The sequence below is a fragment of the Mesorhizobium sp. M7A.F.Ca.US.006.01.1.1 genome (assembly GCF_003997935.1).
Classification (GTDB): domain Bacteria; phylum Pseudomonadota; class Alphaproteobacteria; order Rhizobiales; family Rhizobiaceae; genus Mesorhizobium.
In genome coordinates this window covers 1-15,876 of sequence record NZ_RZQL01000030.1, presented here as the reverse complement: position 1 = coordinate 15,876, position 15,876 = coordinate 1, and the positions used below count along the sequence as shown (strand labels likewise).

General features: G+C 62.9%; 15 protein-coding genes. 8 read left to right on the top strand and 7 right to left on the bottom strand.

What is annotated here, in order from left to right; genetic code table 11:
- The first annotated feature begins 78 nt into the window (after positions 1–78).
- The 8 genes from EN943_RS08150 to EN943_RS08110 all read left to right on the top strand — a co-directional run bounded on the left by EN943_RS08150 (position 79) and on the right by EN943_RS08110 (position 8,800).
- On the top strand, positions 79–1,035 hold the full coding sequence (locus tag EN943_RS08150; protein ID WP_127412210.1) for a sugar ABC transporter permease: 957 nt from the start codon (positions 79–81) through the stop codon (positions 1,033–1,035).
- On the top strand, positions 1,032–1,976 hold the full coding sequence (locus EN943_RS08145) for a carbohydrate ABC transporter permease (RefSeq protein ID WP_127412209.1): 945 nt from the start codon (positions 1,032–1,034) through the stop codon (positions 1,974–1,976). The genes EN943_RS08150 and EN943_RS08145 overlap by 4 nt, the downstream gene beginning before the upstream one ends.
- Positions 1,977–1,980: 4 nt before the next feature.
- Positions 1,981–3,096, top strand: coding sequence for an ABC transporter ATP-binding protein (locus EN943_RS08140; protein ID WP_127412208.1), 1,116 nt, complete (start codon positions 1,981–1,983; stop codon positions 3,094–3,096).
- Positions 3,097–3,185: 89 nt separating this feature from the next.
- Positions 3,186–4,685 carry a GMC family oxidoreductase gene (locus EN943_RS08130; protein WP_127412207.1) on the top strand — a complete coding sequence of 500 codons (1,500 nt, stop codon included), beginning with the start codon at positions 3,186–3,188 and terminating at the stop codon, positions 4,683–4,685.
- Positions 4,682–5,440, top strand: a complete 759-nt coding sequence (locus EN943_RS08125; protein ID WP_127412206.1) for a 3-ketoacyl-ACP reductase — start codon at positions 4,682–4,684, stop codon at positions 5,438–5,440. Before EN943_RS08130 ends, EN943_RS08125 begins: the two co-directional genes overlap by 4 nt.
- 12 nt (positions 5,441–5,452) lie before the next feature.
- Entirely contained in the window at positions 5,453–7,081 is a 1,629-nt protein-coding gene (locus EN943_RS08120) for a choline dehydrogenase (protein WP_127412205.1), read from the top strand.
- A 17-nt stretch (positions 7,082–7,098) separates the two neighbouring features.
- The gene (locus EN943_RS08115; protein WP_127412204.1) at positions 7,099–7,407 is read left to right on the top strand and encodes a Dabb family protein; all 309 of its coding nucleotides are present in this window, start codon (positions 7,099–7,101) and stop codon (positions 7,405–7,407) included.
- 175 nt (positions 7,408–7,582) lie between these two features.
- Positions 7,583–8,800, top strand: a complete 1,218-nt coding sequence (locus EN943_RS08110) for an MFS transporter (RefSeq protein ID WP_164778121.1) — start codon at positions 7,583–7,585, stop codon at positions 8,798–8,800.
- A gap of 110 nt (positions 8,801–8,910) precedes the next feature.
- Here EN943_RS08110 and EN943_RS08105 read toward each other — a convergent pair whose 3' ends face one another.
- The 7 genes from EN943_RS08105 to EN943_RS08075 all read right to left on the bottom strand — a co-directional run.
- Positions 8,911–9,756 carry an EamA family transporter gene (locus EN943_RS08105; RefSeq protein ID WP_013529691.1) on the bottom strand — a complete coding sequence of 282 codons (846 nt, stop codon included), beginning with the start codon at positions 9,754–9,756 and terminating at the stop codon, positions 8,911–8,913.
- On the bottom strand, positions 9,753–10,655 hold the full coding sequence (locus EN943_RS08100; RefSeq protein WP_127412203.1) for an endonuclease/exonuclease/phosphatase family protein: 903 nt from the start codon (positions 10,653–10,655) through the stop codon (positions 9,753–9,755). The genes EN943_RS08105 and EN943_RS08100 overlap by 4 nt, the downstream gene beginning before the upstream one ends.
- A 162-nt stretch (positions 10,656–10,817) precedes the next feature.
- A complete protein-coding gene (locus EN943_RS08095; RefSeq protein ID WP_127412202.1) occupies positions 10,818–12,368 on the bottom strand; it encodes a sodium:proton antiporter in 1,551 nt (516 codons plus the stop codon).
- A gap of 271 nt (positions 12,369–12,639) precedes the next feature.
- Positions 12,640–13,704, bottom strand: coding sequence for an ABC transporter ATP-binding protein (locus EN943_RS08090; protein ID WP_013529688.1), 1,065 nt, complete (start codon positions 13,702–13,704; stop codon positions 12,640–12,642).
- Positions 13,705–13,720: 16 nt separating this feature from the next.
- Positions 13,721–14,512: an ABC transporter permease gene (locus EN943_RS08085; RefSeq protein ID WP_027037623.1), complete on the bottom strand. Its 792-nt coding sequence runs from the start codon at positions 14,510–14,512 to the stop codon at positions 13,721–13,723.
- Positions 14,509–15,423 carry an ABC transporter permease subunit gene (locus EN943_RS08080; RefSeq protein ID WP_023810098.1) on the bottom strand — a complete coding sequence of 305 codons (915 nt, stop codon included), beginning with the start codon at positions 15,421–15,423 and terminating at the stop codon, positions 14,509–14,511. Before EN943_RS08080 ends, EN943_RS08085 begins: the two co-directional genes overlap by 4 nt.
- Positions 15,424–15,486: 63 nt before the next feature.
- A partial coding sequence (locus EN943_RS08075) for an extracellular solute-binding protein (protein ID WP_164778120.1) occupies positions 15,487–15,876 on the bottom strand: 390 nt, incomplete at its 5' end.

Below are 15,876 nucleotides of genomic sequence, written 5' to 3'. Positions count from 1 at the left end.
CGCTCCGGCGGGGAAGGTCCAGATCCGCGAACTTAGATCCGCGAAGCTGGTTGGCCGCGAGTCGACGGGAGGAGCCCCATGAGCACGGTAGCGACAAGCCAGATCAAGCTGACGCCGGAGGATGCGCGGCCACGCGCCTCGGTGCGCTCACGCCTGCAGGACGCATTGCCGAAGATCGTGCTGGCGCCGAGCTTCGCCATCACCATCGTCTTCGTCTACGGCTTCATCCTGTGGACGATCTATCTGTCCTTCACCAATTCCAAGACCTTCCCGTCCTATGTCCTGACCGGCTCGCGCGCCTATCAGCGGCTGTGGGGCTGGACCTTCGACACTGACCCGCCCTCGAGCTGGTACACGTCGATCACCAATATGGGTATTTTCGGTTTCCTCTACATCGCAATCTGCCTGGCGCTCGGCCTGTTCCTGGCCATCCTGCTCGACCAGAAGATCCGCGGCGAAGGCGTGTTGAGGCCGATCTACCTCTACCCGATGGCGCTGTCCTTCATCGTTACCGGCGTCGCCTGGAAATGGTTCCTCGATCCCGGCCTCGGCCTCGAGCAGACCTTGCATCAATGGGGCTGGACGAGCTTCCATTTCGACTGGATCAAGAACAAGGATTTCGTCATCTACACGGTGGTCATTGCCGGCGTCTGGCAGGCCTCCGGCTTCATCATGGCGATGTTCTTGGCCGGCCTGCGCGGCATTGACGGCGAGATCATGAAGGCGGCGCAGATCGACGGCGCCACCACCTTCCAGCTCTACCGCCGCATCGTCATCCCGCTGCTGCGGCCGATCTTCCTGTCGGCCTTCATCGTGCTCGCGCATCTCGCCATCAAGTCATACGATCTGGTCGTGGCGCTGACCAGCGGCGGCCCCGGCGGCTCGGCCTGGCTGCCTTCCAACTTCATGTATGAGTACACGTTCAAGCGCAACGAGATGGCCGTCGGCTCGGCAAGTGCGGTGATCATGCTGATGACCATCGTCGCCATCATCGTGCCGTATCTCTATTCGGAACTGCGGGAGAAGCCGCGATGAGCGCCGTCACCACTCCCGCCCGCCAGGCTTCCGGCGGCGTCAACGCCAGGGTCATCAACCGCATCGTCATCTACGGGCTGCTGGCGCTGTTTGCGTTGTTCTACCTGATGCCGCTGTTCGTCATGCTGGTGACCTCGTTCAAGACCATGGACGAGATCCAGAACGGCAACATGCTGGCATTGCCCAAGGCGCCGACCTTTGATCCTTGGCTGAAGGCCTGGGGCGAGACCTGCGTCGGCCTCACCTGCGCCGGCATCAAAGGCTATTTCTGGAACTCCATCAAGATGGTGGTCCCGGCCGTTTTGATCTCGACCATGCTCGGCGCGCTGAATGGCTACGTGCTGACCAAATGGCGTTTCCGCGGCGCAACGCTGGTGTTCGGGCTGATGCTGTTTGCCTGCTTCATCCCGTTCCAGTCGGTGCTGCTGCCGATGGCAACCATCCTCGGCAGCCTCGGCCGCTTCGGCGTCACGCTGCAGAATGCGACGGGAACCAGCTTTGGCCTCGGCAACCCGACGGTCAATCTCGTCTTCGTCCACGTCGTCTACGGCATCGGCTTCACCACGCTGTTCTTCCGCAACTACTACGAGGCGTTCCCCACCGAACTGGTCAAGGCGGCACAGGTCGACGGCGCATCCTTCTTCCAGATCTTCCGCCGCATCATGCTGCCGAACTCGATGCCGATCTTCGTCGTCACCGTCATCTACCAGTTCACCAACATCTGGAACGACTTCCTGTTCGCTTCCGCCTACGCCGGCACCGGCGATGCGATGCCGATGACGGTGGCGCTCAACAACGTCGTCAACACCTCGACCGGCGTCGTCGAGTACAACGTCAACATGGCCGCCGCGATGATCGCGGCACTGCCCACCCTTCTCGTCTATGTGCTCGCCGGCCGCTATTTCGTGCGCGGTCTCATGGCTGGCGCCGTCAAAGGATAATCTGATGGCTTTTCTGGAAATTGATGGTCTGAGAAAGCGCTTCGGCCAGGTCGAGATCCTGAAAGGGATCGATGTCGAGCTCGAGAAAGGCGGCTTCCTGGTACTGGTCGGCCCGTCCGGCTGCGGCAAGTCCACCTTGCTCAACACTATCGCCGGACTGGAGACGATCACCTCGGGCGAAATCCGCGTCGACGGACGCACCATCAACGATCTGCATCCGTCGAAGCGCGACATCGCCATGGTGTTTCAGAGCTATGCGCTCTACCCGAACATGACGGTGGCCGGGAACATCTCCTTCGGCATGGAGATGCGCGGCGTGCCGGCGGCGGAGCGCCAGAAGGCGATCGACAAGGTGGCCAAGGTGCTGCAGATCGGCCACCTCTTGCAGCGCAAGCCGAGCCAGCTTTCCGGCGGTCAGCGCCAACGCGTCGCCATGGGCCGGGCGCTGGTGCGCGACCCCAAACTGTTCCTGTTCGACGAGCCTCTGTCCAACCTCGACGCCAAGCTGCGCGTCGACATGCGCATCGAGATCAAGCGGCTGCATGCCACCACCGGCACCACCATCGTCTACGTCACCCACGACCAGATCGAGGCGATGACGCTGGCGACCAAGATCGCGGTCATGCGCGATGGCGAGGTGCAGCAGTTCGGCACCCCGGCCGAAATCTACAACAACCCGACCAACCTCTTCGTCGCCGATTTCATGGGCTCGCCGGCGATGAACCTGATCCCGGCGACGATCGGCACGTCAGGCAACGCGCTGTCCGTCGTACTGCAGCGCGAAGCACGAGAGCCGATCTCGCTGCCGATGGCCAATGCACCGGCCGGCCTGTCGGCATTCCAGGGTAAGCCGATCATCTTCGGCGTCCGCCCCGAAGCCCTGACCGATCCGGAAGGTGCCGAGCGCAACGCCTCGCACATCGCAACCGCCGACTGTCACATCGAGGTCGTCGAACCGGCCGGCTCCGACACCTTCGCCGTCACCAATCTCGGCGGCAAGGGCGTGGTGGCGCGGCTGCGTGCCGACGCCAATATCCAGCCGGGCACCAGCACGCCGCTCGCCTTCAACCTGACCAAGGCGGTGTTCTTCGATCCGGCGACCGAGAGCCGCATTCGCTGATGTATGTCGCCCAAAAGTGGATCCGGTTTTGGGGCAACGACATGCATCAAAACAAAAAACCTAAAGCGCGTCGGGACGCGATTTAAGCCATGGCAAATCCGGACATCGTCATCATCGGCTCCGGCATCGGCGGCGCCACGATCGCCTCCGGCCTTGCCGGCAGCGGCGCCTCGATCCTGATGCTGGAGCGCGGCGAGCCGTTGCCGGCGACACCGCACGCGCGCGACACGCGCTCGATCTTCGTCGACGGCCATTATAGGCCGAAGGAGATGTGGCGCGAGGCCGGCGGCGCCGCCTTCAACCCCGGCAATTATTACTATGTCGGCGGCAATTCGAAGTTCTATGGCGCGGTGCTGGTCCGCTACCGCAAGGAAGATTTCGCCGCCATGGAGCACTTTGGCGGGGTCTCGCCGGCATGGCCGTTTTCCTATGAGGAATTCGAGCCCTGGTATTCGAAAGCCGAACAGCTGTTTCGCGTGCGCGGTGCACTGGGCGAGGATCCGACCGAGCCGTTCCATTCGATCCCCTACGCCTACAAGCCGGTGCCCGACGAGGCATCGATCGCCCGCGCCCGCGCCGAGCTGAAGGGCCTCGGCCTGCATCCGGCGTCGCTGCCGCTCGGCGTCGACATCGAAGCCTGGCTGAAGGATGGCAGGACCGGCTGGGACGCGTTTCCCAACACCGGCCAGGGCAAGGTCGACGCGCAAACGGGTCCGCTGACGGCCGCCCTGACCGACACCAACATCCGGCTCGAAACCAGCGCTTATGTCGAATATCTTGAGGGGTCACCCGACGGCAAAACCATATCAGCCATTCACTATCGCCAGAATGGCGCGTTGAAGAAAGTATCGCCGAAGCTGATCATCCTCTCGGCCGGCGCGGTCAATTCCGCCGTCATCCTGCTGCGCTCGCCCACGTCGGATGGCAAAGGCCTCGCCAACCGCTCCGACCAGGTCGGCCGCAATTTCATGAACCACAATTCCAGCGCCATGCTGGCGATCGACCCGCGCCGCCGCAACGATGCCGTCTACCAGAAGACGCTGATGCTCAATGACTATTACCTGTCCGACGGCAAGGGCGGCAAGCCGCTCGGCAATGTCCAACTGCTCGGCAAGATCGATGGCAACATGCTCAAGGCCAACGTCAAATACACGCCGAAATTCGCGCTCGATTTCATGGCCGGCCACGCCATCGACTGGTACCTGATGTGCGAGGACCTGCCCGATCCGGAAAGCCGCATCATGGTCGACGGCAAGGACATCGTCATGCAGTGGCGGCGCTCCAACATGCAGTCGCTCGACGGGCTGACCAAGGTGATGCGCGAAAACTTCCGCGCCTGCGGTTATCCCATCGTGCTGTCGCGCCCCTTCGACAAGCGCACGCCGTCGCACCAATGCGGCACGATAAAGATGGGCGACGATCCGGCCACTGCACCGCTCGACCCTTACTGCCGCTCCTTCGACCACCGGAACCTGTTCGTCGTCGACGCCGGTTTTTTGCCCAATTCGGCGGCGGTGAACCCGGCGCTATCGATTGCAGCCCAGGCGCTGCGTGTCGCCGATCACATCTGCAAGGCTAGCTTCCAATGACCCGCCCCTCCGCCATCGTCACCGGCGGTGCGCGCGGCATCGGCCTGGCCTGCGCCGAGGCGCTGGCCGATGCCGGCTTCGACATCCTCGTCGCGGACCTTGCCGAGAAGCCCGCCGAAGGGCTCGCCGAGAACATCACCGCACACGGCGCGAAATTTGCCTACATCCAGTGCGACATCGCCGATCTCGCCAGCCACACCGCACTTGTCGATGCCGCGATGCGCACCTTCGGCCGCATCGACTGCCTGATCAACAATGCCGGCGTCGGCGCCGTGGTGCGCGGTGACCTCTTGGACCTCAAGCCGGAGAATTTCGACCGCACGCTCGGCATCAATCTGCGCGGCACCGTCTTCCTCAGCCAGGCCGTGGCCAAGGCAATGCTGGCCACATCAGGCGATCAGAGATCAATCATCACCATCACCTCGGTCAGCGCCGAAATGGCATCGCCGGAACGGCCGGACTACTGCATCTCGAAGGCTGGGCTTTCGATGTGGGTGAAGAACCTGGCGCTCAGGCTCGCGCCCGAAAACATCGGCGTGTTCGAGGTCCGGCCGGGCATCATCCGCACCGAGATGACATCAGGCGTGACCGCCAAATATGACGCCCTCATCGACGGTGGACTGGTGCCGGCCAAACGCTGGGGCGAGGCTTCTGACATCGGTGCGGTGGTGGCGACGCTCGCCGGCGGGAAGCTCGGTTTTTCGACCGGCTCGATCATCAATGTCGATGGCGCGCTCTCCGTGCCGCGGCTGTAAGTGGATGGTGACATGACCGACTACATCATCGTGGGTGCCGGTCCGGCCGGCTGCGTTATGGCCAACCGGCTGAGCGAGGATCCCAGCAATTCGGTGCTGCTGCTGGAAGCCGGCGGCAAGGACTGGCATCCCTATATCCACATGCCGGCCGGCTTCGCCAAGATGACGAAGGGGATCGCCTCCTGGGGCTGGTCGACCGTGCCGCAGAGAAACATGAAGGACCGCGTCTTCTGGTACACGCAGGCCAAGGTGGTCGGCGGCGGCTCGTCCATCAACGCCCAGATCTATACACGCGGCAACGCCCGCGACTACGACGCCTGGGAGAAGGAAGAGGGCCTCGCCGGCTGGGGCTATCGCGATGTGCTGCCCTATTTCAAGCGCGCTGAGAACAACCAGCGCTACGCCAACGATTTTCACGGCGACCAGGGGCCGCTCGGCGTCTCGAACCCGATTGCGCCGTTGCCGATCTGCGAAGCCTATTTCCGTGCCGGCCAGGAGATGGGCATTCCCTTCAATCCGGACTTCAACGGCGCTGCCCAAGAAGGCGTCGGCTACTACCAGCTGACCCAGAAGGATGCCCGGCGCTCGTCCGCTTCAGTCGCCTATTTGAAGCCGATCCGCGCCCGCAAGAACTTGACCGTCCGAACCGATGTGCTGGTGACGCGCATCGTCGTCGAGAACGGCCGCGCCATCGGCGTCGAGGTGGTCGACAGGCCGGGCGGCGAGACAAAAATCCTGCGCGCCGAACGCGAGGTGATCGTCTCGTCCGGCGCCATCGGCTCGCCGAAACTCCTGATGCAGTCGGGCATCGGCCCTGCAGACCATCTGAAGTCGGTCGGCGTCACGCCGGTGCATGACCTGCCCGGCGTCGGCTCCAACATGCAGGACCATCTCGATCTGTTCGTCATCGCCGAATGCACCGGCGACCACACCTATGACAACTACGCCAAGCTGCACCGCACGGCATGGGCCGGCCTGCAATATCTGCTGCTGAAGAAGGGGCCGGTGGCCTCCAGCCTGTTCGAGACCGGCGGCTTCTGGTACGCCGACCCGACCGCCGCCTCGCCCGACATCCAGTTCCACCTCGGCCTCGGCTCCGGCATCGAGGCCGGCGTCGAGAAGCTGAAGAATCCCGGCGTCACCTTGAACTCGGCCTTCCTGCGCCCCCGCTCGCGCGGCACAGTGCGGCTGAAGAGCGCCGACCCGGCCGATCATCCTCTGATCGACCCGAACTACTGGTCGGATCCCTATGACCGCGCCATGTCGATCAAGGGCCTGCGGCTGGCCCGCGAGATCATGCGGCAGAAGGCGCTTGCCCCTTACGTGCTGCGCGAAGTGCTGCCCGGCCCGTCGCTCGCCAGCGACGACGAGCTGTTCGACTATGCCTGCCGCACCTCCAAGACCGACCATCATCCGGTCGGCACCTGCCGCATGGGCCATGACGAGATGGCTGTCGTGACGCCGGATCTGCGGTTGCGCGGCATTGAGGGCCTGCGCGTTTGCGATGCCTCGGTGATGCCGCGCGTGCCCTCCTCCAACACCAATGCGCCGACCATCATGGTCGGTGAAAAGGGCGCCGATTTGGTCCTCGGCCGCGAGCCACTACCGCCCGCGGTGTTTTCCGGCAATCGGGCAGCTTAGCCACTGAGGAGTAAGACATGATCAGGCACTGTGTTTTCGCTAGATTTCGCAACGATGTTCCCGCCGCAGAGCGCACGGCGATCCATGCCGATCTCGAGGCGCTGCGACAGGTTATCGACGGCATGGACGCCGTAAAATTCAGCGCCAATGTCAGCCCGGAGCCGTTCGCACGCGGCTTCACCCATGGCTTCACCATCGACTTCCGCGATGCTGCCGCGCGCGATGCCTATCTTGTGCATGAAGCGCACCAGCGCGCCGGCGCGCGCCTGGTCGCTGCCCTGGAAGGCGGCACGGATGGACTGATGGTGTTTGATCTCGAAATCTAGACCTCATCCTCAAGCCATGATCGAGTTCATCGACAGATGGCACCGGCCGCTCCTCATCGCACCTTCCGCCATTCCAGCGGGCGTTCGATCAAATGAGCCACGCGAAAAAGTGACCACCGGTCTTCCCTGAATTGGCCGATAATTCCCCCCATCGATGATGATGGAGGAGGAAGATTTGCCCCTTAATTCGCAGCAGAAGAAGACTGTCCTCGCCTCATTCCTGGGCTGGACGCTCGATGCTTTCGATTTCTTCCTTCTGACATTCCTGCTCACCGATATCGCGACCGAATTCCACGCCGACGTGCCCGCGGTCTCCAAGGCGCTGTTCCTGACGCTGGCAACGCGCTTCATCGGCGCGTTCTTCTTCGGCATGCTTGCCGACAAATACGGGCGCAAGCCGATCCTCATGCTCAACATCGTGAGCTATTCGGTGATCGGCGCGCTGGCCGCCTTCTCTCCCAATCTCGGCATATTCCTCGCCCTGCGCGCCCTGTTCGGCATCGCCATGGGCGGCGAATGGGGACTGGGCAGTTCGCTGGCCATGGAATCCATCCCGCCGAGCGCACGCGGCATGGTCTCCGGCATCCTGCAGTGCGGCTATCCGGCCGGTTATCTGCTGGCGGCGGTGGTCTATGGCCTGCTCTATCAGCAGACGATCGGTGGCTACACGATCGGCTGGCGCGCCATGTTCCTGCTCAGCTTCGTGCCGGCGCTGATCGTGCTGTTCATCCGCTCGCATGTGCCGGAATCGCCGGCCTTCGTCGAAGCGCAGAAGACCGCGAGACCGGGCATGTGGGAAACACTGCAGAAACACTGGGGCGTCGTGCTCTATGCCGTCGTGCTGATGATGTTCTTCAATTTCTTCAGCCATGGCACGCAGGACCTCTACCCTACCTTCCTGAAGAAGCAGCACGGCTTCGATCCGCATACGGTGAGCTGGATCACCATCGTCGCCAATATCGGCGCCATCGTCGGCGGCCTGGCATTCGGCGCGCTCTCGGAGAAGATCGGCCGCGTCAACGCCATCACGCTGGCCTGCCTGATCGCCTTGCCGTCCATCCCGCTATGGGCCTACTCGACCACGCCGTTCATGCTCGCCATCGGCGCCTTCGTCATGCAGGTCGCGGTCCAGGGCGCCTGGGGCGTCATCCCCGTGCACCTCAACGAGCTTTCGCCCGGCGCGGTGCGGGCGACCTTGCCCGGCTTTATCTATCAGGCGGGCAATCTCGCCGCGTCCTATGGCGGCCCCTATCAGGCAGGAATCGCGGAAAGCGCCGGAGGCAGCTATGGCTATGCCCTGGCGCTGTTCGCAGGCGTGGTCGCCGTCTGCATCATCGTCGTCATCCGTTTCAGTCCGGAACGACGTGGCCAGCTGATGACCGTACTCAACTAGAGCAATTTTAGGAAAAGTGTGAAGCGGTTTTCTGTCTAGAATTGCGTCAAAACAAAGAGTTAGAGCAGATCGCCGTTTCCGTGAAACGGTGAAATGCTCTAGGGTCCAGGTCAGCCGAGCCTGAGCGCGACGACACCCGCAACGATGCTGAGCGCGGCGGCACCGCGCCAGCCGGTCATTTTTTCGCCGAGAGCGAAGACCGAGATCATCATGGCAAACAGGATCGAGGTTTCACGCAGCGAGGCCACGGAGGCGATCGGCGCCTTGGTCATCGCCCACATGACGATCCAGTAGGCGGCGCCACTGAGCACGCCCGTGAACAGCCCTGCCTTCCAGTCGCGCGCCAGCACCGGCAGCGCCTTCGGCCCGCGGAAGATGAGGCACAGCACCAAGGCGCCAAAAGCATCGCAGATGAACAGCCAGGCTGCATAGCTCTGCGCGGTTGCCGCCAGTCGGGCGCCACTGCCGTCGGACAGCGTGTAACTGGCAATGAAGATGGAAGTGCCCAGCGCGAAGCCGACCGCGCGCAGATTGAGCTTTTCCAGATGTGCGCCGCCACGAAACGACATCACCAGCGTGCCGGCCGACAACAGGAAGATGCCGAGCATGGCGAACGGGCCGGGGATTTCGGCAACGACGAACATGCCGCCAAAGGCCGAGAGCAGAGGTGCGGTGCCCCGCGCCAGCGGATAGGTCTGGGCGAAATCGCCCGCCTTGTAAGCGCCGATCAGGAAGGTCCGGTAGCCCATATGGAAAATGACGGAGGCGATGATGTAAGGCCACACTTCCGCCTTCGGCACTTCGACGAAAGGCAGCACCACGAGTGCTGCAGCGCCCATGCCGAGCGTCATCAGCGTGATCGACAGGAAGCGGTCGAGATGGACCTTGACCAGCGCGTTCCAGATCGCGTGCATGGCGGCGGCGGCAAGCACTGCGAAAAAGACGAAAAGCGTCATGTGGCAATGCCGGGCGTTTCCAGGTCGATGTCGACCCGCAGCGGAAAATGATCCGACGCAACCTCGCCGATGTCGGCACTGATCGAACGCACCCGCCCGGCGAACATGCCGCCGACGAAACAATGGTCGAGCCGGCGCTTTGCCATCTTGCCGTCGATGGTCTTCACATGGGTGTGGAAATCCGCGGCCGGCTCGCTGGCGACAGCGGCGGCATCGACGAAACCGCCGAGATAGGCGGCACCCCGATGGTAGGGCGTGCTGCCGACGATGCGGCGATATTCGGCGCTGCCCGGCTCCATGTTGAAATCACCCATCCAGATCGCCGCCAGCGGGTTTTCCGGCTCCGCCTCGCCGCTGGTCCAGTTGCGCGTGGGCTCGTCGTCGACGCCGCTCCACGGTCCGCCATCGGACGGTGCCCGGCGATGCTCGGCCATGAGGTAGTCGATCTGCTCCAGCCGCTCCTCGGCCGCGATGTGGGCGAGATGCAGCGACAAGACCCGCACCGGTCCTGCCGGCGTGCGGATCATGCATTCAAGTGCTGCATTGCGGGTGTTGAGCGGCCGCTGCGTGCGGCGCATCGGCAGCGCATGCAGCCGCGACCAGACGATCGGCAGTTTCGACAGCACCATGGTGCCGAACTGGCGGCGCCGATTGACCAGACGGCCGTCGCGCCTTTCGCTGGCATCCATGTCGAAGGCCGGGCCGTAGACCCAGTGATGTTCGGGCAGCAGACGGGAAAGCAGCTCCGGCTGATCGTCGTAATTGCTGCGTTGCCAGTGCCGCTCGACTTCCTGCAGCGCAATGATGTCGGCGCCGGCAACGATCCGCGCGGCGCGCGAAAGATCGTAGCGGCCGTCGCCGCCGAACCCGTACTGGATGTTGTAGCTGACCAGCTTCATTGCTTATCCGGCTCAATTTCGTGTTGGCAGTAGCGGTTCGATGCCACGGTTGCAATGTGCAGGAGAATGGACGTGGCTTGGACCAGCCTTGCTTCACCGGGATCATGCACCGATCTCGAAGCACTTCGGTATCTTCCGTGCGCCGGAAAACGGTGCGATGCCTTAAGTATTCAGCGGCTGGAACCGGCCGGGTGGCGACGCCGCCAGTTCGGTCCAGTCGATCTCTTCCTCCAGGCGATGATAGGCTTCGTCCCCGATCGTCCCGTTGCGGCGCAATTCCTCCAGCGCGTCGCGCTGGCTCTTGATCGCATAGAGACGCAAGCGGTCATATTCGGTCGCCGCCTGGGCATCGTCGGGGTTTTTGGCGATCTTGCGTTGAGCGGCATATTGCTCGCGCACCGCGGCCGCCGCGTCCGATGTCTTGCCGCTCAATATGTCGAGCGCCGCCTGCATGACCACGACGCGCGCCTGCGCGACCTCGCGGTCGACCGTTTCGTCAGGGTCGAGGTTCAAAAGGCGCAGCAGCGGCTTCAAGCTCATGCCTTGCAGCACCAGCGTGCCGAGGACGACCGTGAAGGCAGCGAGCACGATGGGGTCGCGGGCCGGGAATTCAGCCGGCAGGGCGAATGCCGCCGCAAGCGTCACCAAACCGCGCATCCCGCACCAGCCGATCAGCACGCCGCCACGAAACGACGGAGCGTCACGCTGACGATCAGCTGCGCCGAACCGGCCAAACCACCTGATGATCGCGCCGCAGCCCAGCACCCAGATGAGGCGTGAGACGATGACGATGGCAAGCACTGTCCCGGCCAGGACGAACGCATCGGTCTGCCCCTGCCCGGCAAGCCGGCCGACGATCGTACGCGCCTGCAGGCCCATCAGCACGAAAGCCAGCACGTTGAGCACGAAGACCGCCGTTTCCCAGACCGAATAAGAGCTGATGCGGTTTCTGGCCGGCATGCGGCGCGGCGCGGTGCGCGCGATCGTCATGGCATAAACGACGATGGTGATGATGGCCGACAGTCCGATCCTGTCGGCCAGGATCCAGACTCCGAATGTGCCGGCAAATTGCACCACAGTGCCGCTCGCCGGATCCTCGATCCGGCCCAGCGTCATCAGAGACACCCGGCCAAGCAGGTAGCCGGCCGCAAGACTTCCAAGCGTGGACAGCAGGATCATAGGAACGGCGCTGCTTAGCAGAATGGAACCTGCTGCCGCCGAAATCGCCATCCGGTAGATCAGCAACGCGGTGGCGTCGTTAAGCAGGCTCTCGCCTTGCAGAATGGCAGTGATGCGATGCGGCACCTTGAATTGGCCAAGCACAGCCGATGCCGCAACCGCATCGGGCGGCGCCACGATGGCGCCAAGCGCTATGGCCGCGGCGATCGGCAGACCTGCCATCGCCCAACCGGCCAGCGCGACCGTCGCTGTTGTGAAAAGGACGGCACCAAGCGCCAGCAGCACAAGCGGGACCCTGTAGCGGTTGAGATCGCGCAGCGACGTGTCATAGGCGGCATCGAGCAGCACCGGCGCGATGAACAGGGCAAGCGCCAGTTCCGGGTCGATCTCGATGGTCGGCACGCCAGGCACGAAGGCGATGCCCACTCCAGCCAGCGCCAGCAAAGAGGGATAAGGAACCTGCACGCGCCGCGACAGCGCCGTCAGCGCAACGGCGATCAACAGCAGAACGAGTGTCAGTTCGAAAAGAACCATGGCCTCTTATAGCCGGGAAGCGAGATTCTGGCAGCGGCAAAGCGGCTGGAAACTGTTGATTGCCCAGCAAGCTCGAGCCGGCAGAACATGCCTCGAATTGCCTCTCTGCTAATTCGACAAATGCGCCGACCAGACCGACATCGAGATCACCTGATATGGGCTTCGCTTAATCACGGACTTCGCTGCATTGCAGCCCATGCCACGCGGCGGAAGCATCCTCCCGTCTTCGTCGACCGGGATGCAGCCATTCATTCCAAACAAGCGCAGCAGCTTAGTGCAGCACGAGCATATCGCTGGACGAAAACGAGATCTCGGCCTTTTCACCGACGGCGGGGGGCGGTGTTGCCGGGCTGTTGAAGGTGTCGAGCGAGACCGTGTTGCCGCCGATGCCGACGCGAACCCGGATCACCGAGCCGAGGAAATGCACCTCGGATATCTCTCCCGAAAGGCTGGAATCGCGGCCGGGCTGTCGTCCGAGCGAGATTGCCTCAGGCCGCAACGCCAGCGACAGCGTGTCGCCTGACTTGGAACCGTTGAGCTTGCCCTTGAGCGAGACCTGTTCGGAATTGACCCGCACCGTGCCTGCGGCGGCATCGGTGACGGTGCCTTCGAGCACGTTCAGCGTGCCGACGAAATTGGCGACGAACTTGGTCGCCGGGCGGTTGTAGATCTCGAACGGCGTGCCGACCTGCTCGGCCTTGCCGCCATACATGACGGCGATGCGGTCCGAGATCGACAGCGCCTCTTCCTGGTCGTGCGTGACGAAGATGGTGGTGATGCCGAGCTTTTTCTGGATCGAGCGGATTTCCTCGCGCAGCGACACGCGCACCTTGGCGTCGAGCGCCGACAGCGGCTCGTCGAGCAGCAGCAGCTTCGGCTTCGGCGCGATGGCGCGAGCCAGCGCGATGCGCTGCTGCTGGCCGCCCGAAAGCTGGTAGGGATAGCGATCCGCCATCTGCGGCAGCTTGATGATGCCAAGCATCTCGGCGACACGGGCATCGATGTCGGCCCTCGGCATGCCGGCGACCTTCAGGCCGAAGCCGATGTTCTGCGCCACGGTCAGGTTCGGGAACAGCGCATAGGCCTGGAACACCATGCCGACATTGCGCTGGTTGGGCTTCAGTCTCGTAATGTCCTTGCCGCTGACGACGATCGTGCCCGCGCTCGGCTCCTCGAAGCCCGCCACCATGCGCAGCACGGTGGTCTTGCCGCAACCGGACGGGCCGAGGAAGGAGACGAATTCGCCGCGCTCTACGTCGAGATTGAAATCCTCGACCACCGTGGTGGCGCCGAAGGATTTTCGAACGTGCTGGATGGAGAGGAATGGGTCGGCCATGGCGTGGTTCTCTCGATCAATTTGGGCGGTTCGCCGATTTCGGCGCGAAGCGGGACAGGATCTGGATCAGCGACATGCAGCCCCAGGTGATGGCGAAGGCGATGATGGCAAGTGCAGCCGGCTCATAGGCGCGATTGGCACCGATATTCTGCAGATACGGGCCGAAGGCAGGCCGGTTGAGCAGGCTCGCCATGGTGAATTCGCCGATGACGATGGCGAAGGTGAGGAAAGCGCCCGAGAGCACCGCGATCAGCACGTTGGGCAGGATGACACGGGTGATGATCGTTCCCCAACCAGCGCCAAGGATCTGTGCAGCTTCCGTCAAGGTGCGCACGTCGATCGTGCGAAGCCCGGTGTCGACGGCGCGATACATATAGGGCAGCGCCAGTGTCGCATAGCCGATGACCAGCAACGCATTGGTGCCTGTATCGGTCGCCAGGAACGGCAGCGGCGAATTCGACCCGTACATTCTGATGTAGCCGAAGACGATGACGATGGCCGGAATGACCAGCGGCAGCAGGGTAATGAATTCGACGATCGGCCGCAATTGCGGCAGCCGAAGCCGGATCCAATAAGCGGCGGGCACCACGATCAGCACGCCGAGAATGATGGTGAAAACGGCTGCCAGTACCGAATAGCCGAAGGTGGCCTGGAAACGGGCATCGCCCAACACGACCTTGTAGGCGTCGAAGGAGTACTCCCCGCGCCGCATGCGCATCGAGAACTCCACGGTCGCGATCAGCGGGATGAAAAAGTAAGCCGCGCCAAGAGCAAAGACGAGCCAGGCCCAGAACTTTCCCGACTTCATTTCAGCCACCTCTCGGAACGGGTCCGGAACCAGATGTAGAACACATTGGCAAGACCGGTGATGACGATCATGCCGAAGGCGATGGCATAGCCGAGATGGGCATTGTGCAGCACATCTCCACGGATCTGTGCATAAAGCAGGATCGGCACGATGTTGAGCGACGAGCCGGTCAGCGCATAGGCGGTGGCGATGGCGCCGAAGGCGTTGGCGAACAACAGGATCACGGTGCCGAGGAAACTCGGCCAGATCACCGGAATGACCACCATGCGCCAGTATTGGGACATGGTCGCGCCCAGCGTCGCGGCGGCCTCGCCCCACTCCTTCTTCAGTCCGTCGATGGCCGGCACGATGATCACCACCATCAACGGTATCTGGAAATAGACATAGGTCAGTGTCAGGCCCCAGAATGACAGGATGTTGAAGCCGTGCGCGTAGATGTTAAGGCCGAACACGGTGTTCAGGATCACCGTCGCAAGGCCGAGGCGGCCGAGCGTGGCGAGGAAGGCAAAGGCAAGCGGCACGCCGGCAAAATTGGAGGCCACGCCGGAAAACGTCAGTGTCGCCGAACGTATCCAGTCCGGCAGGCCACCGCGCACGATGGCGATGGCAATCGCAAGGCCCGCAAATGCGCCAATCAGCGATGAAGCAAGACTGATCTTGATCGAAATCCAGTAGGCGGCAACGATGGAAGGTTGCGCCAGTGCTGCGATGTTCTCGAGAGTGAATTCGCCGGCATCGTTCTGGAATGCACCCAGCATCAGATAGAGCGTGGGCAGGATGAGGAACATGATGGCGAAGATGAAGAAAGGCGCGACACCAAGCCATTGTGTCGGCAGCCGCATGCTGCGTGCTTCGGCGGGAGGCGCAGTCTTCCCGGTAACAGCGTGGTCGGACAATGAGATATCGGTCATGCGCCGGCTACCGTCTTCGAGAGAAGGACCGGGCGGCCGCGAAGCCGCCCGGCATGGTGTGAATTACTTGACGTTGGCGCCGACGACGGCATCCCAGTTCTTGGTGATGGCTTCCTTGGACTTGCCCTGCTCGTCGAGTGTCGGGAACACGGCGGAAGCATAGGCTTCGGCCGGCGGCAGCTTGGCCAGGATGTCAGCCGGGATCTTGCCGTTCTTGGCGAGATCGTTGAAGCGGATCGGGTGGCAATAGCCTTTCAGCCAGCGGATCTGGCCTTCGTCCGAGTAGAGGTATTCGAGCCAGAGCTTGGCTGCATTCGGATGCGGCGCGTAGGCGCTGATCGCCTGCACATAGACACCAGCGACAACACCGGTCTTCGGCACGACGACGTCGACGGGCGGATTGCCCTTCAGCGTGTCGCGGCCGGCGAGCGCGTTGTAGTCCCAGGTGACGAG